Origin of the sequence: Priestia koreensis, from assembly GCF_001274935.1 — a bacterium.
Lineage (GTDB): Bacteria > Bacillota > Bacilli > Bacillales > Bacillaceae_H > Bacillus_AG > Bacillus_AG koreensis.
Genome location: NZ_LILC01000016.1, coordinates 65,063 through 85,109, shown reverse-complemented (window position 1 = coordinate 85,109; position 20,047 = coordinate 65,063). Strand labels below are relative to the sequence as shown.

Annotated in this window: 23 protein-coding genes; 15 read left to right on the top strand and 8 right to left on the bottom strand. The window is 40.8% G+C overall.

All coding sequences use genetic code 11. The annotated features are described in order from the left end of the window. Window positions 1-251 precede the first annotated feature (251 nt). Window positions 252-1,124 carry a GNAT family N-acetyltransferase gene (locus tag AMD01_RS13460; RefSeq protein ID WP_053401947.1) on the top strand — a complete coding sequence of 291 codons (873 nt, stop codon included), beginning with the start codon at window positions 252-254 and terminating at the stop codon, window positions 1,122-1,124. A gap of 649 nt (window positions 1,125-1,773) precedes the next feature. Here AMD01_RS13460 and AMD01_RS13455 read toward each other — a convergent pair. Then, window positions 1,774-3,315, bottom strand: a complete 1,542-nt coding sequence (locus AMD01_RS13455; RefSeq protein ID WP_053401946.1) for a hypothetical protein — start codon at window positions 3,313-3,315, stop codon at window positions 1,774-1,776. A 1,113-nt stretch (window positions 3,316-4,428) separates the two neighbouring features. Between AMD01_RS13455 and AMD01_RS13450 the strand changes: the two genes are divergently transcribed. Together AMD01_RS13450 and AMD01_RS24165 are read left to right on the top strand one after the other, a co-directional pair. Beyond that, window positions 4,429-6,225, top strand: a complete 1,797-nt coding sequence (locus AMD01_RS13450) for a helix-turn-helix domain-containing protein (RefSeq protein ID WP_053401945.1) — start codon at window positions 4,429-4,431, stop codon at window positions 6,223-6,225. A gap of 142 nt (window positions 6,226-6,367) precedes the next feature. Then, complete coding sequence (locus AMD01_RS24165; protein ID WP_169775967.1) at window positions 6,368-6,517, top strand: hypothetical protein; 150 nt, start codon at window positions 6,368-6,370, stop codon at window positions 6,515-6,517. A gap of 149 nt (window positions 6,518-6,666) precedes the next feature. Here the strand turns inward: AMD01_RS24165 and AMD01_RS13445 are convergent, their stop codons facing one another. Further along, window positions 6,667-7,395, bottom strand: coding sequence for a MerR family transcriptional regulator (locus AMD01_RS13445; RefSeq protein WP_053401944.1), 729 nt, complete (start codon window positions 7,393-7,395; stop codon window positions 6,667-6,669). 93 nt (window positions 7,396-7,488) lie between these two features. Between AMD01_RS13445 and AMD01_RS13440 the strand changes: the two genes are divergently transcribed. The 6 genes from AMD01_RS13440 to mmuM all read left to right on the top strand — a co-directional run bounded on the left by AMD01_RS13440 (window position 7,489) and on the right by mmuM (window position 12,974). After that, window positions 7,489-8,184 (top strand): CPBP family intramembrane glutamic endopeptidase, encoded by a 696-nt coding sequence (locus AMD01_RS13440; protein WP_053401943.1) that lies wholly within the window; start codon window positions 7,489-7,491, stop codon window positions 8,182-8,184. 413 nt (window positions 8,185-8,597) lie between these two features. Continuing rightward, complete coding sequence (locus tag AMD01_RS13435; protein WP_053401942.1) at window positions 8,598-8,927, top strand: PadR family transcriptional regulator; 330 nt, start codon at window positions 8,598-8,600, stop codon at window positions 8,925-8,927. Beyond that, the gene (locus AMD01_RS13430) at window positions 8,914-9,465 is read left to right on the top strand and encodes an HAAS signaling domain-containing protein (protein WP_053401941.1); all 552 of its coding nucleotides are present in this window, start codon (window positions 8,914-8,916) and stop codon (window positions 9,463-9,465) included. The genes AMD01_RS13435 and AMD01_RS13430 overlap by 14 nt, the downstream gene beginning before the upstream one ends. Further along, on the top strand, window positions 9,465-10,421 hold the full coding sequence (locus AMD01_RS13425; protein WP_053401940.1) for a DUF4097 family beta strand repeat-containing protein: 957 nt from the start codon (window positions 9,465-9,467) through the stop codon (window positions 10,419-10,421). The genes AMD01_RS13430 and AMD01_RS13425 overlap by 1 nt, the downstream gene beginning before the upstream one ends. 156 nt (window positions 10,422-10,577) lie before the next feature. Further along, on the top strand, window positions 10,578-11,996 hold the full coding sequence (locus AMD01_RS13420) for an amino acid permease (protein WP_053401939.1): 1,419 nt from the start codon (window positions 10,578-10,580) through the stop codon (window positions 11,994-11,996). A gap of 45 nt (window positions 11,997-12,041) precedes the next feature. Beyond that, on the top strand, window positions 12,042-12,974 hold the full coding sequence (gene mmuM, locus AMD01_RS13415; protein WP_053402017.1) for a homocysteine S-methyltransferase: 933 nt from the start codon (window positions 12,042-12,044) through the stop codon (window positions 12,972-12,974). Window positions 12,975-13,018: 44 nt separating this feature from the next. Here mmuM and AMD01_RS24160 read toward each other — a convergent pair whose 3' ends face one another. Beyond that, window positions 13,019-13,258, bottom strand: a complete 240-nt coding sequence (locus tag AMD01_RS24160; RefSeq protein ID WP_157052733.1) for a hypothetical protein — start codon at window positions 13,256-13,258, stop codon at window positions 13,019-13,021. 353 nt (window positions 13,259-13,611) lie between these two features. After that, the gene (locus AMD01_RS13410) at window positions 13,612-14,157 is read right to left on the bottom strand and encodes a GNAT family N-acetyltransferase (protein ID WP_053401938.1); all 546 of its coding nucleotides are present in this window, start codon (window positions 14,155-14,157) and stop codon (window positions 13,612-13,614) included. Window positions 14,158-14,441: 284 nt separating this feature from the next. Here AMD01_RS13410 and AMD01_RS13405 point away from each other — a divergent pair, with 284 nt between their 5' ends. The 4 genes from AMD01_RS13405 (at window position 14,442) to AMD01_RS13390 (ending at window position 16,701) form a co-directional block, all read left to right on the top strand. Further along, window positions 14,442-14,729 carry an NUDIX domain-containing protein gene (locus AMD01_RS13405; RefSeq protein ID WP_245638945.1) on the top strand — a complete coding sequence of 96 codons (288 nt, stop codon included), beginning with the start codon at window positions 14,442-14,444 and terminating at the stop codon, window positions 14,727-14,729. Window positions 14,730-14,761: 32 nt separating this feature from the next. Beyond that, the gene (locus AMD01_RS13400) at window positions 14,762-15,598 is read left to right on the top strand and encodes an alpha/beta hydrolase (RefSeq protein WP_245638944.1); all 837 of its coding nucleotides are present in this window, start codon (window positions 14,762-14,764) and stop codon (window positions 15,596-15,598) included. 22 nt (window positions 15,599-15,620) lie between these two features. Continuing rightward, window positions 15,621-16,127: a GNAT family N-acetyltransferase gene (locus AMD01_RS13395; RefSeq protein WP_053401936.1), complete on the top strand. Its 507-nt coding sequence runs from the start codon at window positions 15,621-15,623 to the stop codon at window positions 16,125-16,127. Between the two features lie 133 nt (window positions 16,128-16,260). Further along, complete coding sequence (locus AMD01_RS13390; protein WP_053401935.1) at window positions 16,261-16,701, top strand: MarR family winged helix-turn-helix transcriptional regulator; 441 nt, start codon at window positions 16,261-16,263, stop codon at window positions 16,699-16,701. Between the two features lie 36 nt (window positions 16,702-16,737). Here AMD01_RS13390 and AMD01_RS13385 read toward each other — a convergent pair whose 3' ends face one another. Then, window positions 16,738-17,124: a MerR family transcriptional regulator gene (locus tag AMD01_RS13385; protein WP_053401934.1), complete on the bottom strand. Its 387-nt coding sequence runs from the start codon at window positions 17,122-17,124 to the stop codon at window positions 16,738-16,740. 159 nt (window positions 17,125-17,283) lie between these two features. On the opposite strand from AMD01_RS13385, the gene AMD01_RS13380 reads away from it, so the two are divergent. Beyond that, a complete protein-coding gene (locus AMD01_RS13380; protein ID WP_053401933.1) occupies window positions 17,284-17,514 on the top strand; it encodes a hypothetical protein in 231 nt (76 codons plus the stop codon). Between the two features lie 67 nt (window positions 17,515-17,581). Beyond that, the gene (locus tag AMD01_RS13375; RefSeq protein WP_053401932.1) at window positions 17,582-18,097 is read left to right on the top strand and encodes a GNAT family N-acetyltransferase; all 516 of its coding nucleotides are present in this window, start codon (window positions 17,582-17,584) and stop codon (window positions 18,095-18,097) included. A 46-nt stretch (window positions 18,098-18,143) separates the two neighbouring features. Here AMD01_RS13375 and AMD01_RS13370 read toward each other — a convergent pair whose 3' ends face one another. From AMD01_RS13370 to AMD01_RS13360, 3 genes are read right to left on the bottom strand one after another with little or no spacing between them, the layout of a single operon-like run. Next, window positions 18,144-18,740, bottom strand: coding sequence for a LysE family translocator (locus tag AMD01_RS13370; protein ID WP_053401931.1), 597 nt, complete (start codon window positions 18,738-18,740; stop codon window positions 18,144-18,146). 18 nt (window positions 18,741-18,758) lie between these two features. After that, on the bottom strand, window positions 18,759-19,367 hold the full coding sequence (locus AMD01_RS13365) for a LysE family translocator (RefSeq protein ID WP_053401930.1): 609 nt from the start codon (window positions 19,365-19,367) through the stop codon (window positions 18,759-18,761). A 5-nt stretch (window positions 19,368-19,372) separates the two neighbouring features. After that, window positions 19,373-19,843: an Lrp/AsnC family transcriptional regulator gene (locus tag AMD01_RS13360; RefSeq protein WP_053401929.1), complete on the bottom strand. Its 471-nt coding sequence runs from the start codon at window positions 19,841-19,843 to the stop codon at window positions 19,373-19,375. Window positions 19,844-20,047: the final 204 nt, after the last annotated feature.

Here is a 20,047-nt window from a genome sequence, read left to right as displayed (position 1 = left end):
AGTCGCTTTTTTGTCTTTTTGTATACGAAATTAATAGTTTGATTATCAAAGTTTTAGACGTAGAGAGTCCTTGGGTAGAGACGGGGTGTATGCTAGATTGAAGTAGAAGTATTATTTCTTATCATACTCCTCTTGTGTAAGGATTGCAAAGGAATCAGAATCCTCAATGTGTACAGGTATTTGTCATTCATATGTCGAAGGATAGTCTAGAAAATTAAGGCAAGGAGGGGGTTATAATTTCTACATTTACAGTGGAGAGGGTAAACTCAAAAACATTAAACGAAGTAGCACGTTTTATGGCAAGACTCAATAAGAAAGCGAATATGCATGTTGGTTATTGCGGACAGGATGATCAAGAAGTAGCGCATTTTTTATGCCATGAATTATCGGATGTGCCTTACGATGAAAGCTTTGTTGTCGCGTACCAAAACGGACATATAGCCGGCGTAGCTGGTTTTGATGCTGATCTAGAAAATCAACGTGCAGAAATATGGGGCCCATTTGTTGAGGACCATGATTTAGAGCGAAGTCGAATGCTGTGGAATGAACTTCTTTCCATCATGCCAGACGATATTCATACGTTTTATCTGTTCCCGAACAAAGAAAACCATACGATGCTACAATTAGCAGAAGAGCTGCACTGTCAGCACGTAAGCGATGAGTGCATATTGGGTTATGAAAAAAAACAGCTTGCTACGAATAGTAGCAAACCGCTAGAACTTCCAATAAGTCTTTATGACGATTTTCAAATCCTTCATGACAATCTATTTCCGTCTTCATATTATGAGGGAAGTGAAATTTTACAAAGAATCAATGAGCATCAAAAAGTGTTCGTTGCAACGGAGCAATCAACATTAGCTGGCTATGTTTATGTGGAGGTTCAGCCTGATTTTGGTGAAGGAGCAATTGAATTTATCGGGGTTAAAAATGAATACCGTGGAAATAGGTTAGGGATTAAGCTACTGCATGAAGCGCTAAGCTGGATGTTTTCGTTTGACCGGTTACAAACAATCGAGCTTTGTGTAAACAGTAAAAATATGCGCGCTATTCAATTATATAAACGAGCTGGATTTTTAATAAAACACGAACTGTCTTTTTTTAAGGGAACCATTAAGCGTATATAGTGGAAAAAGTCTAGTAGTGAACACATTACTAGACTTTTTTGTGTATGCACGTGAGTAGCTTTTCTCTTATATAAAGATATAAATAAAATCCTTGTATAAAGAACAATCCTTTTATAGGATCCACAATGCCTTACCTGCGTAAGAAGGAGAGGGGTTTTAAAAATGAAAAAACAGATACCAATTGAACGTTTCATAAAAAAACCATTTTAAATAGTGTTTGAAGCGATTTACGCATAAAAAAACAAATGAATATTGAATCATTGTTGTTAATGTTTATACGATTCTATTTTTCACTTGATCTTTTAGCGATGGTTCACCAAAAAACCATAACAGTCCACACTACTAACATCATTCACAATATCAACGAATTTTTGTTCGTTTTTATATGAGTATCCAGAAAATAGCTTGTTATTGATTCCACATATCATCCACACTTCTCACATTTTACACACTATCCACTTATTTTTATTTGCTTTTTTATGAGATGCAACAAAAGCTGTATAATCATGAGGAATCGTGAAAGGGCAAAAAGGAGTAGGAGGGATAGAAGATGGAGGACACATGCTTTTTTCGCAATGACAAATAGCTCTACTCTCTTTTTAATTAAAAAAAAGAGTAGAGCTTACGTACGACTAGGCTATGAAAGAAGTCAGGAAAACGACAGTAAAATGTCTTCAAGCTGAACGCCAGGTGGAAGTACGGCCATCGTGTCCTGTGAAGGCAAATGCTCGAGCTGATCTAAGAGCCATTTACCAAGTTCGTTCGTGACTTGCCATCGTTCCCAATCTGGATTCGCTTCCCACATTTCAAGCGCTTCTTTTTCAAGCGCGGCATAGGCAGCAGGGCACACTTTTTTCCGTGCGGCCGTTTTACGAATTTCCTTCATCATCGGCATGTGGTCAAATTCCTGCACATGCTTATAATCATTTGATGTATAAAGAGCAAGGCGCGTGTAGTAGCGCTGTAAATATGTATATCCCTTTTTAAAGAGCTTACGCAGTGTAGGCGTTGCAAAGTAGCTCATACGACTTACAAATGCTTCCGTTCTCTGTTCTTTTACTTCACCGTTCATATGAGGAGCAATCCATTGATGAACGCCTTCTGTTCGTGCTAAATTTTCGATCGTCGCCTTCATACGGCTACGTGAAACGTTTTGGATGAAGGCTGTTAGGGACGTAGGCAAAACGTGCTGTTCACGAATGTACTCTCGAATTTTATGTAGAACATGGCGCGAGAGTACTTTGCCTTTCGGTTTCAGCGTGCTGATCAGCTCATTCACGAGCGGTATGTTATTTGTGAAGTGCTCAGTTAACCCTAGTTGCTCTAGCTCATGCTGAATAAACCATGCAAATCGTGAAAATTTCACGACGGGTTGAATCGGAAAATGATATTTTTGCCCTTTCTTATGTGAAAGGATCCAGCTAGGATGTACAGAGAAGTAAGCGACAGAAAGCTTTCGCCCCTCGTATTTGTATGTCAGCTGTTCTTTTGGACGAATAAATAACGGCTTTTCGTTGTATACCGGAATCGTGATTAACTCCTCGATTAAACGTTTTACATCGGATGCTTGATGTTTATGAAGGAATTGTTTCAGTCCTTTGTGCATCATATTATCGTGCTGCTCGTTATCGAACTGGCGGAAGAGAACTTTTTCTTTTCCTGTGCCTGTTTGAAGAAGGGCAGCAAAAAATAACTTCCAATGTGACAGGCTAAGATCCGTAAAGCCCTTTGTAAACACCACTGGAGAAGAAACGATAAAATACGTATCCTCTTCTAAAATTCGAAGCTGAATATCAAAGCGTCCATTCTCTTTTCGATTTACAAGCGTAATGAGCCCAAGCTGCTCAAATTTCTTCAATGAAATGACAAACTCATAAAAGCTGATGGGATCCTCATACCACATACAAAGCGCATCATAAAGAGAAGCATAGTTCACGTTATTAATATCATACGTGGTTGCATGACAAACTGCTTGAAGAAGCATAGCTGCATAAAAGTCCGCACGCACTAAATGATGAAGCTTTCGATAGCGACCTTCCGTTTCAGAAGAGTTTTTCGTAATGGAGAACGATTCACCAGAGTCATAGGAAAGCTCAATATTAAATAATGCCTTCATAAATCCATAATTAATCGTAATAGGTCCGGTTTTTTGTCCATGTTGAAGTCCTTTACGGTTAGCGAGTATGTGCATGAGTTTCACCACCTTTCTATGTGTATATATTCGAGCATAATCATCGACATAATCCGCTCATTGTATTTGTGATAGTATATCAAACGCGTGTGCATAAAATTTCCGTTCCTAATTAGGGGCAATATGCACGGTGCGCACACCTGTTCAACCCTTGATACATCTATTTGGTCAAAAAAGGTTAAACTTTTGTAAGGTGAGGATAAATGTCGCCCATAAAAGGATCATGGTGAGCGGAGATGTCGCCCTGTGCACCGTTCCTTATGAGACGTAATCATCTTCTATGTATTGATATAAAAGCATTTTGGGGGAGGTGCACACATAAAAGTTTTCGCGTGCACAAAAAAGGTGAGTGAAAGTGTCGCTCATATTGTGCATCGGAAGGTGAGGGGTAGTGTCGCTTTTTCCTGTTTTGGTGAGGTTTGATGTCGCCCGTGCGCAAAAAAAGGTGAACGTAAGTGTCGCCTTCCGATCGAAAGGTGCGTGCATGAATTTTGTTTTGTGCACAAAATGTGCACAAAAATCGTTGTAATACCTTGAAATGTGCACGAAAACATCAAAACGTGAAAGGTGATAAAAAAAGTCGCCCTCTTGCACGCTGATGTGAAAAGAGAAGTCGCCCGAAGAAATAATCGTGACGTATAGAGTCGCCCGTGCGTGCACTTTTTAAATAAAAAGGTTATTTAGATGAACGTATCGCCTTATTTTTGGAAAAATTATGTCGAAAAAACGTTTTCTATGTAAAAAACAGGGAGAATAATAGGGTGAAATTTTATATAAGGTGCACCATAGGTAGAAAGAAGGAGGAATCAAAACGTGCTCGCAGTATCTTTATTTGCACGTGCTTACACATTAAAACGTGCAAAATAAATAGAGAAATGTTATGGATTTTATAATATCAGCCGAAATGTGCACACAAAACCACTTGTGAAAATGTGCACCTCTTGCATCGTGTGCAGAGAAATGAAAAAAGTGCACGGAAATGTTTCACAAGACGACCACGTTGGACAAAGATAATGGTAAAATGGTGGAGAAGTTCAAAGTGTGCACGCTCATAGAGAGTAAGAGAAAGGCAGGCGAGAGCACGTGAAGACACCCACTCTAGAAGAAAAAATTATGAAAATATATTTTGCGGCAAAGCGGCTCTATCAATTAAATCCGAACGTAGTCGCCATTTGGGAACAGGCTATTCAAGGGGATTATGAAGAGAAAAATGGTCAGTTACAAATTGAATCCAAATCATTTGCGGCGTTATATACCATTATAGATTTAATTACAAAAGCGACTCATAGTGACATCGATGAAATTGTCGAGCGCTATCGGGATAAGATTGAAATTGTTCTAGAGGAATCCATTAAAGACGACCTCGCTCGTTTTCAGAAGCAATCGAAAAAGCTAAAGCGAAAGCAGGGGAATACAAGAAGCTCCAACCAGGAAATGATCTCTAGTTTGCTCAATCAAAGTTACATAGAATCCAATAGTGATGCCCTTATTTATCAATTACGAGAAGCGATTAGTAAAAATACCTTTAAACAGGGTACGAATTTAAATGCTGCGTATCCAACGGTGAACATTATGGATAAAAACGTGAAAGCAATCGCTCAGCTTCGTGCAGACGATAACGATGAACTTGGGTTATCAAAAGAAGAGTTTGGGATCTGGGAAAATTTAATTGGGGAGGCCATCACATCTATGGACGATTTGACAAGCGACATATTCGATATTATTTCGTACGTCTGGATGAAAAAAGCCGATCACCCAGATGCAATGATTAATTTCCATTCTGATGACGTATTGAGCCTTCGTCAGCTTCAAGGACGATCAAATGGTAAAAATTCGTCTGTTACATATCGAAAAAAACAACGCGAAGAAGTTATGAAGCGTATAGCTGCTCTTGCTGCGATATGGGTTCGCTTAGATGAAAATGATGAACTCGAATTTGTTGATCGTCGCAAGCATGCAGAGCTTAGTGATTATAAGAGCGGGAAATTTAAACGTTTGTTTTTAATGGATAATATCACCGTATTGTACGATAAACATGATAATCCGCTTGGAATCTATGAATGTACGATAAAACCAGGGCAAATTTTAGCGAACTATTTATATGGTTCGACCAATTCTGTTGGCTATTTATCGTTAAAGGCACTTGAATATAATCCTGAAAAAGAGAAATATCATAAACGGTTAACGCGCTATCTGTCGTGGCAATGGCGCATTCGAAAACGAAAAAAAGACTTTCTACGTCCGTACAGTATTAGCGGGGAGAAAGGCTTGCTGAGCGTCATGGAGTTTAAGGTGGATCGCCGTTATTCAGCACGAACAAAGGACGGATTCGAAAAGGTATTAAATACGTTAAAAGATGATGAGGTAATTGGGAACTGGGAGTATGAAGGTGGATTAGATGAGTCCATTGTCGGTGTGAAAAAAGGGTGGATCGATTATTGGCTGAAGCAAAAAGTCGTTATTCAACCACCACAATCTGTTTTGGAACACTATCGTATTGATGCTAATGAACTAACAGCACTCCCAGAGCGCCCATCTTCTGTGACAGATAAAAAAGCCTTGCTTGATTTCTTGAGCTTAACGACGGAAGAAGGTCGTGACGATGATCCGTTTGACTACTTAGCGAAAATTGGTATTCAAAAAGCCTATCAAGAAGCTTCTCCAACAAAAGAGCCCGTTCAGCGGAAACGTACCGAAGATTCACAGATTAATTTCTTTTATAATGAAGATCTCGAAGTAACGGGTGATTTGGTGAAGGAAACGCGTAAGAAACGCGGATTGAATCTAACAGAAGCAGCCGAACAAATTGGGATTGTTCGTACGACGTTGTCTCGTTTTGAGCGGGGCATGATCAAAAAGCCGCTCATTGACAATATTGAAAAAATGAGGGAATGGCTTGTAAAAGGATGATAAAAAAGGCCGATAAGGCCTTTTTTATGACCTTGAAAGAGGAAGGAATGTGGAAAAATGGTAAAAATGACTGATAAAATATAGAATATCATGTATAATATTCCTATCCTACAGAAGGGTACGGGTTTCAAAAATGGTAAATATGATGTATCAACTGATCGCGTTCATTCTAGTGAGCAGTATCGTCATGATTGTATTTTCGGTGTATCGCTTTGCGAGACGTCGTCATTACATGATTATACAGCTCGAGCAGCGATTAGCCATTCTGCAAAAAAGGCATGAGGGAGCCTAACGGGCAGAGTAATAAAGCAAGAATGGATCTTTTAGAAGATCATAAAATGTAACAAAGTGCTTCTAACTAGGAGCACTTTGTTTGTTTTGGAATCATTTCGTCATCTTACCGTCCGATTTACGCCGTACAAATTAGTATGAGAAAGCTCATTAAACATTGTCAGCGTAAGCAATGCAACGCTCAACGTATGACAATACTTCATCTGAGAGGGGATATAGTCCGGTTTCTTCAGCTGGTCGTTTTCTTACGTTCCAAAATTCCTCCATTAGTGCTTGATCTCCTTGAAACGTTTCTTCTGATAGCTGTATTAACGTTTGGCCAATTTGTCGTCCTTCATCGGATTCGGCCGGGATGTTATGTGCGAGACAGCGCTCAATTTCTTTTATGATCATGATGTATCTATGGGTAATTTCATCATTATTATGTAGCTTTGGAAGCTGCTGTTGCAAAAACTCCCTTTCGTCTTCTTGAAAATAATCCATCCACTTTTTAGCGCTTGTTTCTGAATTTCGAATAAGCGTCGCGACGTGTTCCCACGATAGCGACTCCTCGACCTCGAGCATGTTAAGCAGTGAACCCGTATTTGAAATACTTCCTTGCAGCGCTGAAAGCTGTTCTTGAAGGTGATTGTAGTGTGAAACTAATATTTGTTTGTATGACAGCTTGGCTAATAGACTACGAATATCTTCTAGTGGTAACGAAAGCGATTTCAAAATAAGGATTTTTTCAAGCTGAAACAGATCTTCCTCTGAATAATAACGTTTTCCACTTTCATCACGCTGACTTGGTGTTAATAAGTCAATCTGATCATAATAGCGAAGAGTGCGAAGCGAAATATTGCGCTGCTTTGCGACTTCCCCAGTCGTCCATTTTTTCATCGTATCTCCCCTTCTATAAAAAAAGCTTGCAGGTGACGTAACGTCATCTAATACAGTGGAATTATATCATATGAAGAAAGAAGGATTGAATAGATGAATAAAAACTGGAAAACAGTCGACCGCTGGGGAATAAAAGAATTTACGTTGTTACTATTGCTTGAGTTTGTAGGGGTAATAGGGGGTATAAAATTTGGTTTGAAGCCTCTTTATGAGCAGTGGTTTCAAAATGAATTATACGCCGGTACGCTGATTGGTCTAACGATAGCAGTCGTGTTAACGCTCGGAGTTTATTTTATTGCTCTACGACCAAAAAGCCTTGCATGGAGGGAAGTAGGAGTTACTCCGTTTGCAAAAAAAGATTGGAAAATGATTGCGCTATTTTCGATTATGGTCATGATTAGTGCGGTTATATTAGTTTCCGCAATGAGCTACATTGGAGGTACATGGGAAAACAGCAAGACTGAATCTCTCAAGCAGGATGTGACGTTTTGGACCGTTTTTCTTGGTTTTGTGTCGGCTGCGATCATTTCTCCCATTTACGAGGAGCTGTTTTATCGAGGATTTTTATATCGCTGGATTCGCACGCGAATGGGGGTAACGGGTGGCCTGCTCATTAGCGCACTTATTTTTACAATGGCTCATATACCGGCGTACAGCGTGATGCCCGTTAATTTTGTGAGCGGAATTCTTTTTGCGCTAGCCTATGAACGAACCAACTCCATTTGGCCATCGGTCATTATCCATGGTTCAACAAACGGCATGATGGTGCTACTTGCAAGCCTAAGTTAAGTATAGAGAAGCTGACGGATGATGAAACATAATACGTAGAGTGAGAGATAGGGAGCAAGCGAGAGGAGAAAGTTAGGGAAGTAGTAGTACGAGGAAAGCTCGTGTGACAGTCCTTCTCAGCGTATTTGAATTTGGTTCGGCAGCGTTATATCTGCATGATTGGTAAATGGGTGTGATTTATGACATAAAAACGCCCATTTATTATTTTTTTGTTCCACTACCTTGCAATGTTCAATAGTATATTATATAGTGTAGATAACAAGAACAATTCTACACGTTAGTACTGAACAATATACAGTAGTGAATGGACGTCAGATACGAAAATTTTGTACAGAAGGGCAGACGTGCGCATTTTTTTGAATAGCTATTGAATATTATACAGTAGTGAACAGTACTGAATAGGGGGTTATCCATTGAATGTTCAATTTAAAAAGGGAGTCCTTGAGCTGTGTGTGTTAATACTGATTTCGAACAAAGATCAGTATGGATATGAATTAGCACAGAATATTTCAAGTAAAATTGAAGTAGCAGAAGGAACGCTTTATCCGCTTTTAAGGCGTCTAACAAAGGACGATTATTTAACAACGTATCTAGCAGAATCCTCTGAAGGACCACCGCGTAAATACTACTCGCTCACACCGACAGGCCAGAAGTATATGGAGGCCCTGATTGACGAATGGAGACAATTTGCAGGCGCAGTAAATCAGTTTATTGAGGAGGGCATAGCGCATGGGGAAGAATGAATTTTTACAGAAGTTACGTGATTTGTTGCGTGATTTACCAGAAGTGGAACGTCAAGAAATTTTATACGATTACGAAGAGCACTTTGAGGTGGGAATGGAAGAAGGAAAATCAGAGGCGGAGATCATCCGAGACCTTGGAGATCCTTACGTTATTGCGAAAGATTTAGTTGGAGAGCAGTTCGGTGGGGTTAGTGCACCTACTAGAAAGCCATCGACATTTAAAATGACCATGATTGCTTTTGGATTAATTTTGTTCAATCTGGTGTTTGTCGTTGGTCCAGCTTCAGGAATTTTAGGGAGCTATGTTGGTTTTGCGGTCACAGCGGTCGTCGTCTTTTTATCCCCTTTATTGCTCATTTTTTCAATCGTTATGTTTGGACTCGAGGGCATTCTCTTTCAGATATTCGTGTTTACCGCGCTGTTTGGGTTAGGAATTCTACTTTTAATTGCAACGATCTATATTGGGAAGTTTTTATACCGCGTTTTAAAAATGTATGTTCAGTTTAATCTTAAATTAGTGAAGCAAGGTGGATTTTAATGATGAAAAAATTTGTGTATGCAGGTCTCATTCTACTCTTCATAGGCATAATCGGATCCGCTGCTACCTTCAAGCTAAACGGTGGTATTTTATCCTTTAAGACAAGTGAAATTCATGAAAAGAAAGTCATCACGAACCCTGCTATTACAAGTATCGAGGTAGATGTCTCTGCAAATGATGTGCAGGTTATGCCCGCTGAAGATAATCGATTGACGGTAGAAGCGTCTGGAAGAATCAACAAACGTTATGAAGATAGATATAAGCTAAACATACGTGAAAATGGCAGCAAAGCAACGATATCCGTAAGTCGGAAAATGCCATCGTTTATGGTGGGAGTTAACTTAGAAGATGTGAATGTAAAAGTACACGTTCCGAAAAAACAGTACAAAATGCTGAAGGTCCAGCTCCAATCAGGTGACATCACGGCAACAGGAATTAAGGCAGAGACGATGTCACTTCATACAACATCAGGTGATATAAACGCAACGAACAATGAGATTGGGAAATTACTTAAAATGAGCGCAAGGAGCGGTGATTTAACGGCTCGTAGCAACACAGCAGAAAGTCTTCAAGTAAAAACAACAAGCGGCGACTTGCACGGATTAGACGTCAAAGCGAAATCATCAAGCTTTGAGACAACATCAGGTGATATTGAGTTAGCGAATATTGCTGGTAATGTCACGACAGAAACAATGTCAGGTGATATTACGATTGACAATGAGCGGACGCAAGGAAATGTAAGTGCACGTACGACAAGCGGTGATGTGACGATGAACTATACAGAAAATCCTGCTTCTCTTGCTGTTGATGCAGATACGCGCGCTGGTGATATAGAATTAAAGCTTCCTGGATTTATGTATCAGGAAAAAGAAGACAATCGCATAATCGGTAAAATAGGGAATGGCATGTATAAAGTAAAGGTACGAGTTCAATCAGGTGACTTTTTACTAAAATAATAGAAAAGAAGAGGAAAACTGGCGATAGGTTTTCCTCTTCTTTGTTTTACTAGGTTGACATTTTAGATAATTCTGATTACTATGGTAGGAAATAAAAAAAGTGGATGTCTTATAGTTATAGTGTTCACTTCTAAATGCGTAGGGTGGAATGAAGGTATGGAAGAAACGAACGAACGACCAAAAGAACTACAGCGGACAATGAAGAGTCGACACTTACTCATGATTTCCTTAGGTGGTGTTATTGGAACAGGGTTATTTTTAAGCTCAGGGTACACGATTAATCAAGCAGGTCCTTTAGGGACGACCATTGCCTACTTGGTAGGTGGTCTCATTATGTACCTCGTTATGCTGTGCTTAGGAGAATTATCTGTTTCCATGCCAGTGACGGGTTCTTTTCATACGTATGCGACAAAGTATATTGGACCTGGAACGGGTTTCACAATCGCTTGGCTGTATTGGCTAACGTGGGTCGTCGCTCTAGGATCTGAGTTCACGGCAGCAGGGTTGTTTATGAAACGCTGGTTTCCAGATACGTCCGTTTGGATGTGGAGTACCATTTTTGGTGTCTTTATTTTTGTCATGAACGCACTGTCGACTAAATTTTTTGCGGAATCGGAATTTTGGTTTTCCGCTATTAAGGTCATTACCATTGTTTTATTTATCGTACTAGGAGGAGCGGCGATGTTTGGCCTTCTTTCAATGAAAGGCACGGAAGCAGCGCCGATGTTTTCAAACTTCTCATCAAGTGGAAGCCTCTTTCCAAACGGCATCTTGCCTATTTTTATGGTCATGCTGTCTGTCAACTTTGCATTTTCTGGAACGGAGCTCATCGGAGTGACCGCTGGAGAGAGCGTAGATCCGAAGAAAAGTATTCCAAAAGCTATTAAAGCAACGGTTTGGCGTCTACTGCTCTTTTTTGTTGGAACCATTATTGTGTTATCCGCACTGATCCCAATGAAGCAAGCAGGTGTCATTGAAAGTCCATTTGTCGTGGTGTTTGATCGTATTGGTATTCCGTACGCCGCTGATATGATGAACTTTGTGATTATCACTGCCATTCTATCTGCAGCAAATTCAGGTCTCTATGCTTCGTCACGTATGCTGTGGTCACTCTCAAATGAGAAGATGATTCCGTCTTATTTCGGACGAGTGAATAGAAGAGGAGTACCAATGCCGGCGCTCGTCTTTAGCATGCTAGGAGGATGTTTGGCCCTGTTTTCTAGCGTCGTTGCGCCAGATACGGTTTACCTCATTTTGGTCTCTATTTCTGGATTTGCGGTTGTGGTTGTTTGGATGGGGATTGCCGCATCACAATATTTATTTCGACGTCGATTTGTAAAAGAGGGGCACGACCTAAAAGAGTTGCATTATCGTACACCGCTTTATCCAATTGTCCCGATTGCAGCATTTTTATTATGTTTCGCTTCCTGTGTCGGAATTGCCTTTGACGAAAATCAACGTGCGGCTCTTTATTACGGGATCCCGTTCATCGTGCTATGCTATGTGGTCTATTATTTGACGAGCAAGTCTAAGCGTGCGGGTGTAAAAAAGTCCACACTCCATCATATAAAATAGAAGTTCGTGTAAAAAGAAGTATTTTAAAAAAGGTGTGAACAGATGATGAATCCAATTCAACGTATATTAACTGATTTTCCAGCTCTTATATTAGACGGTGCTCTAGCAACAGAGTTAGAGCGCCACGGCTGTGATTTAAATAATCCATTATGGTCTGCAAAAATATTAATGGAAAATCCTGACCTGATTAAGCAGGTACACATGGATTATTTTCAAGCAGGGGCTGATTGCGCCATTACAGCGAGTTATCAAACGACATTTGAGGGATTTGCCGAACGGGGAGTGAGCCGAGAAGAAGCGTATCGTCTTATTCAGCAGTCCGTTACGCTTGCTGTGGAAGCACGTGATGAGTTTTGGGAGACGGTTTCTGATCAACAAGCGCGTCCGAAACCAATTGTGGCAGCATCCGTTGGTCCGTACGGCGCATTTCTAGCGGACGGCTCTGAGTACCGCGGAGATTATAGGGTTTCAAAGGATGAGCTAGTAGCTTTTCATCGCCCTCGTATTCAGGCATTAATTGAAGCGGGTGCCGATATATTAGCCTGTGAAACGATTCCATGCTTAGAAGAAGCGGAGGCACTTGTGGAAGTACTGGGTGAATTTCCACAGGCCTACGCGTGGATCACGTTCAGTTCAAAGGACGAGCATCATATCAGTGATGGTACGCCTATTGCTAAATGCGCGCGCTTTTTAACGGATTACGATCAGGTGGCGGCTATCGGGATTAACTGTACGCCACCTGCCTTTATTCCGTCTCTTATTACCCACATAAAAAGTGAAAGTGATAAGCCCGTTGTGGTGTATCCAAATTCAGGTGAACAATACAATGCCGTCACCAAAAAGTGGGAAGGATCTTCTTCTGGAGATTACGCATGTGAAGCAAAAAAATGGTTTGAGCACGGGGCGCAGCTCATTGGTGGTTGCTGTCGCACGAAACCAGACGATATTCAAGCAATTGAAAAGTTGATTCGTTCATAAATGAAAAAAAGGGAAGCATCCATTCAAGGCTGCTAAAAAAGCCATTAAAGGATTGCGTTCATAACGGAGTCGGTTGATTTCCACTCCAGGTCGCTTCGCTTTCCGCGGGGCGTGCGGTGAGCCTCCTCGCTCCTCTGCGGGGTCTCACCTGTCACGCTAATCCCGCAGGAGTCTCGCACCTTCCGTTCCAAACAACCTAGAGCGACTGCATCAGATGTAATGGCCAAGTTTCCATGTTGAAAGGAACTTGGCTGTTTTTTTGCTTTATAATGAAGAAAATTCATTTATTCGAAAGGGTGGTTTTAATGATTCCGTTTCATTAACGTCAACGAAACATACGGAACAAGCACCTTTTTAAAGAAGAGCCTACTTCAAGGAGAAATCAAAGGGACGGTCTAAAATTGAAGCGAAGAATAGTGCAAGCATAGACACGGGTATGAGGTAGCCACATTCAAGGTTCTCGTTGACATGGCAATGCAGAGGGACAATAGCCATTTTCACCATCAACCTAAAAAGAAGGAAGAAAAAGCTGGGTCGATTCCAGAAAACAGAATCGATCCAGCTTTTTGTCTTATGTTCTACTGATCATCTAAAAAATTCGAAGTTTTTCAGTGGCCTCGAGCCATCATTCTCTTTTTTATGCCTGAGACGCTTCCCACTCACTTCGTAAAATCCCCATCATAATGCGATCGGAATGTACTCCGTCACGATAGACAGCATCACGAATTACGCCTTCTTGTTTAAATCCAACAGCTTCATAAGCGCGTGCTGCTCTGGGATTATAGGAAATATAGTCAAGACCTACGCGATGCAAGTTCAGCTCGTGAAAGGCAAAGCGAAGAATGAGCTGCAGCGCTTCTTTTCCGTACCCTTTATTTCGATTATTTGGGTCGCCAATTCCAATTGCAAGCAGTCCGCATCGGTTGTTCCATTCGATTTTATGAATGACGACAAATCCGATTAGTTCATCGTCTTCAATGGTTCGAATTCGAAAATAAGCTTCGTTGGAGCGTGGTTCGCCCTCAAGCTCAAGTTGCTCTTGTGAGTAGGGAAAAGCGATATCCGTATCAAGATTTCGTAGATAATCAGAATCTTGTCCCCAAGTAAGCATCGTCTCCACATCTTCTACACGCGGAGCCGCTAGTTTAATAGATTGACCGTTAAAAAGACTTTTGCTAGGCATGAATTATATGTCCTCCATATCTACTAAATATGAAATATTCTGAAAAAGTAGTGGTCACCTAATATATGTAAGGTGTAAACTAATTATAGCATGTATGTTTTCACATATAGAATTCTTTTTTTAAAAGGGGAACCAGTTTGGTGAATTATATTGAAACAATGCGCCAATTTATTGGACATGAAACACTTCTGACCGTTGGATGTGGCGTTATTATTGAACATAGTAGACAAATTCTATTGCAGCACTGAACGGATGACGATACGTGGTGCATACCTGGATAGTTAATGGAGATTGGTGAAACGTTCACAGAGGCTGCTAGTCGTGAGGTCTTTGAGGAAACGGGTCTAACGGTCGACCATTTGGAGCTATTCGGCCTATATTCTGGCGAGCAAAACGTTTTTGAGTATCCGAATCGGGATCGCGTCTTTAGTGTTCAAGTCATTTTTAAAACCGTTTCGTATTCAGGGGAGCTTCGACAAGAAGGAATGGAAACAAAGGAGCACCGATTTTTTTCAAAAGATAACCTGCCGTTCAATCTAACGATTAGACAAAAGCCGTTTATTATCGATTGAAAGGAAAGGCGATACCCATTCTTCGTTAAGCAGTGAACGCATTATTACAAACAAAGGGGAGCTACACTATGTTACAAACATTCAGCATGTATATAAAACCATTTGAGCAAGAGAGAGATGTTACCGTTTATTTACCTCGTCGCTATCATGACGAAGATAAATCATATCCCGTTCTTTATATGCACGATGGACAAAATGTGTTTGAGGATTCGGATGCGGTAGGAGGTCGATCACTTGGACTTCGCGAATTTTTGGAGCTTTCTGGCACAGAAGCAATTGTCGTAGCTATTCATTCAAATTTGTCCTCAGAGCAAAGAGGAGCTGAATATAGACCGTGGTTGAATGCTGATGGGGGGAACGGAAAAGGAGAAGCGTATATTGATTTTATCGTCGAGAAGCTAAAGCCGTTCATTGATCAAGTATATCGTACGATTCCAGACCAAACTTCCATGGCGGGTATTTCGCTAGGCGGTCTGCTGTCGTTATACGCTGCTTGCCGATATCCACACGTGTTTCAGAAAGTAGCCTGCGTGTCAGCATATTTGGATCAGTTGGAGTCACTTGAACAGCTGATTCTATCATCGGACTTGTCTGCTCTTCAAAAAGTGTACTTAGACTGCGGAACGCTTGAAGGGGAAAATGCAGCGCAGCATCAATTCTTTTTAGAGAGTAACCAAGCTATTTATGCGCGTTTGCAAAATAAAGTTGAAAACGTGACGTTTGACATCATTGAAGGTGGAAAACATGAATATACGTATTTTAAAGAGCGAGTACCAGCGGTTTTATCGTTCTTTTTAGACAAAGATTGCCGTATTCGCCTACGCGCAGATGATTTTACTACCGTGTGGGAAAGCCCAATGTCACTGTAAAAAAATAAACGAGGTGAAGTAAATGAACCTTTCGTTAAATCCGTTACGCGTGTCAGATGCTGAGAACTTATTTGCTTTTGAGCTGAGCAACCGGGCCTATTTCGAAAAAATGATTCCAGGTCGAGGCGATCATTATTACTACTTTAAAAACTTTTGGGAAAGCCTACAGGAATTACTAGAGGAACAGAGACAGGGAAAGTCGTACTTTTATCTTATTAAAAACGAGCAGGAGCACATCTTAGGGCGCGTTAATTTGACTGATCTACACGATGGCTCTGCTCATCTTGGCTATCGAATCGGTGAAGCTCATACAGGGAAAGGTGTGGCTAGCCGTTCAGTGGGAATGCTTTTACAAGAAGCGCTGCGAAACAGTGAAGTTCAAGAGATTAAAGCGAAAACAACGCATACGAACATTGGTTCACAAAAGGTACTAGAGAAAAATAGCTTTCGCTACGTGGGAGAAGATGATACGCTTCATCTTCATAGTGACGATGTACGATTTGTTTATTATGAGTGGACGACTAGATGAGAAAACAAGCTACCTGAGATCAGGTAGCTTTCTTTATGGAGTGCGACAACTAGTGATCGATAAAGGATAAGCTTGATGTCTGGCATGAACTCGAGTATGGTTAGTAGAGAGAAAGTTTGTAGGGGGACACATAATGAGTATGTCTGATCAGCAAATTGATTTAAAACTATTACGGGTTTGGAGCCGTGCTTCTAAAACCGTCTTTGATAATATTCAAAAAGATATTCAAGACCGAGGTATTCGGTTTGAGCAATTTATGATTTTAGAGCTTTTGTATAACAAAGGAAGTCATCCGATTCAAAAGATTAGTGACGTATTTTCAATTCCAAGTGGTAGCATTACGTATGTCGTAGACAAGCTAGAAAAGACTGGATACGTAGAAAGACAGCCAAGTCCTGATGATCGAAGAAGCTCCATTGTCGTACTGACAGAAAAGGGAAAAGAGCTATTTGATGATCTTTTCCCAAAACACGTCCAGTATATTAGCGAAAACTTTTCCTTTGCGACATCTGAAGAGAAGCTTCAGCTCATCGAGATTTTAAAGAAAATTGGGATAGGTGCAATGGATGTATGAAAAAAGATGCCCGACTCAGTCGAGCATCTTTTTTTATTAAATTTGGATCTCTTTGTTCTGTAAATTGTTTTCAATTGCGTCATATAATGCGAGCTTGTAGTTAATTTGTTCAAGGTGTTTATAAGTTTGGCGCATATCTTCTTCTACTTTTTGTTTGTGATCGAGCATCATTTTTCTGCGCTCTTGAATCGTCACGTTTCCTTGCTTATACAATTTCACATAACGCTTAAGTTCAGAAATCGGCATACCTGTTGAGCGGAGTGCCAAAATGAAATGAATCCAGCTAATGTTTTCATCCGTATATACACGGTTGCCATTCACATCACGCTGCACAAAAGGAAGAACTTCTTCTTTTTCATAAAAACGAAGCGTAGGAGCTGTTAAGCCCGTTTTTTTCGTAATTTCTTTAATCGTATACGTCAACACAGATACCACCTTTCATGGAAAGTAGATTTCATCGACCTTTCATCTATTATCAAGTATAGCACGAATGAAAAAGGATTATGTCACGGGGACTTATTCGTAAAAAGATGAAACCTTTTTATGGAAAAAACGTATTACAGAGAGAAGGGTGGGAGCAAAATGAAGCGATACGCGATCTTTATTGTCAGCTTTATTCTCTTGTTGTTCGGATTTCAACTTGCATCTGGCATAGTTCTAACAATGATGTATACACCAAATCAAGAAGTAACGGCAGTTCGTTCTGACATCGTGTTTGGCAGTACACAACCAAGTATAGGACTAATTGTCATGGTAGCAGCGGCTACTCTAGCATATGTTATCTCCAACCTTATTCGAGCAAAAAGAGGATGAAGGCTACATAATAGCGAATTTTATTTACAGATTATTCAATTAATATCACGACTGGAGGGGGAGGAACATGCAAATTAGAAGAGCAGAGAAAACCGATGCAAAAGGCATTGCCAGCGTACACGTTGACAGCTGGCGCACGACGTACAAAGGAATTATTCCAGATGAATTCCTCGACCGTTTGTCATACGATCAGCGTACATCGCTATGGGAAAACAATTTGAATAAAGACGATAGTTATACATTTGTAGCCGTAGATGAGAGCGGTGAAGTAATAGGATTCGGGGATTGTGGAAAGCGTGATCGTAACCATGTGGAGAACGCCGGCGATTTGACGTCAATTTATTTATTAGAGCCCCATCAAGGGCAAGGGATCGGAAAGGAACTGCTAAAAGAACTTCTTCAGCAATGTCAGAGAGTAGGTTTTAACCAAGTATTTGTAGAGGTGCTTGAAGATAATCATACGCGCTACTTCTATGAGCATTATGGCGCACAGCTGATTAAAACAGAAATGATCACGATAGGTGGCAAGGAGCTGAGCCTTCTTATATACGAGTGGCCAAATGTTAACGATGTTGCATGGTAAGAAAAAAGCTCAAGAGACGACAGCTCTTGAGCTTTTTTGATTTGATTTAGCTTACAAAGGCAAGGATGCCTAATAATAGAATCAAAATGCCGGCAAGTTTGTTGACAAGGCCGAGGTGAGGGGTAATTTTAGCACGAAAGACGCTTACGCCAAAGCTTAGTAACAGCCACCAGAACGTAGCACCTAAAAACACACCAAGGATAAGAGAGACGGCTGTTATCGCCGAACCGCTCCCTTTTTCAAATCCCAAACCAGCAAACATCGCGACGAAGTTTAAGATCGTAGTTGGATTGGTAATCATTAATAGAAACGTCGATAAATACATCGTAAGTAAACGTTCGCCTTGCAGATTCGCTGCGTGATCCGCCGGTTTTTTCAAAAATGTTTTAATTCCAAGGTAAAATAGAAAAATAGCTCCGAGCAGTTTTAAGTAAAATTCTTGTTCCAGAAGGAAAGCAGAAATAACCGAAAAACCGAAGGCTGCTACGCTGGCATATAACACGTTTGCTGTAGATGCCCCAAGCCCTGTTAAAAAACCAGCCGTTTTTCCTCGAGAAAGCGTTCGTTGAATACATAATAATCCGATCGGTCCCACAGGAGCGGAAACCGAAAAACCTAAGATGAAACTTTTAAGTAATAACATAAGTTGAAAAAATTCCTTTCACATAAAATGTCCAAGCGACCAAATGCTATAGCCGATGAGAATAACGCCAGATAGGCGATTGATCCACGTTAAGGATGGAAGTCGATTTTGAACCATTCCTACGATCGATGTTAGAAAAAACCACCACAGAAGGGATCCGGCAAACACGCCTCCAACTAGCCACAAAGCATCTAATTGTGCCCCGTGAGTGACAGATACACCTACGCCTGAAAAAATACCTAGAAAAGAAAGGATGGTCATAGGATTTGTGATGGTTAACAAAAGCACGGACGTGTAGGCCATCCACATATTTGCTCCGCCTACCTTTGCCGGAGAGCTTGCAGCGGTTGACCGAAGCGTTTTAATCCCTAAATAGGGGAGGAACACGCCACCTACTAGGTGCAACAACTGCTGCTGGCCAAGAAGGAAGTGCGAGAGTGCCGTCAGTCCAAGAGCTGCAATGGTGCCGTACAGCGCATCGGCCGTTGCAGCACCAAGCCCTGATACGAGTCCAACTGCTTTTCCTTGTGTGAGCGTTCGTTGTATGCACAATAATCCAATAGGACCAACGGGTGCGGCGATGGACAGCCCGATCAGTATGCCTTTTAGAATGTAGGATTCGTTCACGGCAGTCACTCCTCAGAAAAGACGTGCGGCTGAAGAGCAAGCTCTGATGATTCTTTTGTCGTATCCATCACGATCGTTGTTTTGGTTCTGGTGACGCCTTCTACACCTTTAATCTCGTGACTAATCACCCGGTCTAAATCCTTTGTATTACGACAGCGAATTTTTAACAAGTAATCATCCTCTCCTGCGATATGATGACATTCCTGTATTTCTTTTTTGTTGTTCACAAGCTCTAAAAATGCTGTCCTGTGCTGTGGTCGATCCAAAGAAACCGCCACAAACGCCGTGCATTCACAGCCGACTGTTTCAGGCTCAATGCTCGCACGAAATCCTTTGATGACGCCTTGGTCAATCAAGCGATTCACTCTGTCTGCCGTCGCAGGCGCAGACAATCCGATTTGAGAAGCAAGGTCTGCCCAGCGCATACGCGCATCATTCGTTAATAAATATATAATCTTCGAATCGAAAGAATCCATCTTTTATCACCTTTTTTTATTAAGTATTTATGTATATTAATTTATTTTATAAGTTTTTTCAATGTTTTTTTATATAAAAAGAAGAAATTCATAAGAGAATTTCTTCTTTTGGCATGATTTAGTGTAGTTTTATGTTTGATAAGTAAGTGAAGTACGAGTTGCTAATTAGCACAGATGGTAGAAACGTAGAGCGATACACGAAAC

What these genes read in the sequence shown, in the direction of transcription:
- AMD01_RS13455 (WP_053401946.1), bottom strand. Translation starts at nt 3,315, where the DNA reads ATGCACATACTCGCTAACCGTAAAGGACTTCAACATGGACAAAAAACC.
- AMD01_RS13450 (WP_053401945.1), top strand. Translation starts at nt 4,429, where the DNA reads ATGAAAATATATTTTGCGGCAAAGCGGCTCTATCAATTAAATCCGAAC.
- AMD01_RS24165 (WP_169775967.1), top strand. Translation starts at nt 6,368, where the DNA reads ATGATGTATCAACTGATCGCGTTCATTCTAGTGAGCAGTATCGTCATG.
- AMD01_RS13445 (WP_053401944.1), bottom strand. Translation starts at nt 7,395, where the DNA reads ATGAAAAAATGGACGACTGGGGAAGTCGCAAAGCAGCGCAATATTTCG.
- AMD01_RS13440 (WP_053401943.1), top strand. Translation starts at nt 7,489, where the DNA reads ATGAATAAAAACTGGAAAACAGTCGACCGCTGGGGAATAAAAGAATTT.
- AMD01_RS13430 (WP_053401941.1), top strand. Translation starts at nt 8,914, where the DNA reads ATGGGGAAGAATGAATTTTTACAGAAGTTACGTGATTTGTTGCGTGAT.
- AMD01_RS13425 (WP_053401940.1), top strand. Translation starts at nt 9,465, where the DNA reads ATGATGAAAAAATTTGTGTATGCAGGTCTCATTCTACTCTTCATAGGC.
- AMD01_RS13420 (WP_053401939.1), top strand. Translation starts at nt 10,578, where the DNA reads ATGGAAGAAACGAACGAACGACCAAAAGAACTACAGCGGACAATGAAG.
- mmuM (WP_053402017.1), top strand. Translation starts at nt 12,042, where the DNA reads ATGAATCCAATTCAACGTATATTAACTGATTTTCCAGCTCTTATATTA.
- AMD01_RS24160 (WP_157052733.1), bottom strand. Translation starts at nt 13,258, where the DNA reads ATGAATTTTCTTCATTATAAAGCAAAAAAACAGCCAAGTTCCTTTCAA.
- AMD01_RS13410 (WP_053401938.1), bottom strand. Translation starts at nt 14,157, where the DNA reads ATGCCTAGCAAAAGTCTTTTTAACGGTCAATCTATTAAACTAGCGGCT.
- AMD01_RS13405 (WP_245638945.1), top strand. Translation starts at nt 14,442, where the DNA reads ATGGAGATTGGTGAAACGTTCACAGAGGCTGCTAGTCGTGAGGTCTTT.
- AMD01_RS13395 (WP_053401936.1), top strand. Translation starts at nt 15,621, where the DNA reads ATGAACCTTTCGTTAAATCCGTTACGCGTGTCAGATGCTGAGAACTTA.
- AMD01_RS13390 (WP_053401935.1), top strand. Translation starts at nt 16,261, where the DNA reads ATGAGTATGTCTGATCAGCAAATTGATTTAAAACTATTACGGGTTTGG.
- AMD01_RS13380 (WP_053401933.1), top strand. Translation starts at nt 17,284, where the DNA reads ATGAAGCGATACGCGATCTTTATTGTCAGCTTTATTCTCTTGTTGTTC.
- AMD01_RS13375 (WP_053401932.1), top strand. Translation starts at nt 17,582, where the DNA reads ATGCAAATTAGAAGAGCAGAGAAAACCGATGCAAAAGGCATTGCCAGC.
- AMD01_RS13370 (WP_053401931.1), bottom strand. Translation starts at nt 18,740, where the DNA reads ATGTTATTACTTAAAAGTTTCATCTTAGGTTTTTCGGTTTCCGCTCCT.
- AMD01_RS13360 (WP_053401929.1), bottom strand. Translation starts at nt 19,843, where the DNA reads ATGGATTCTTTCGATTCGAAGATTATATATTTATTAACGAATGATGCG.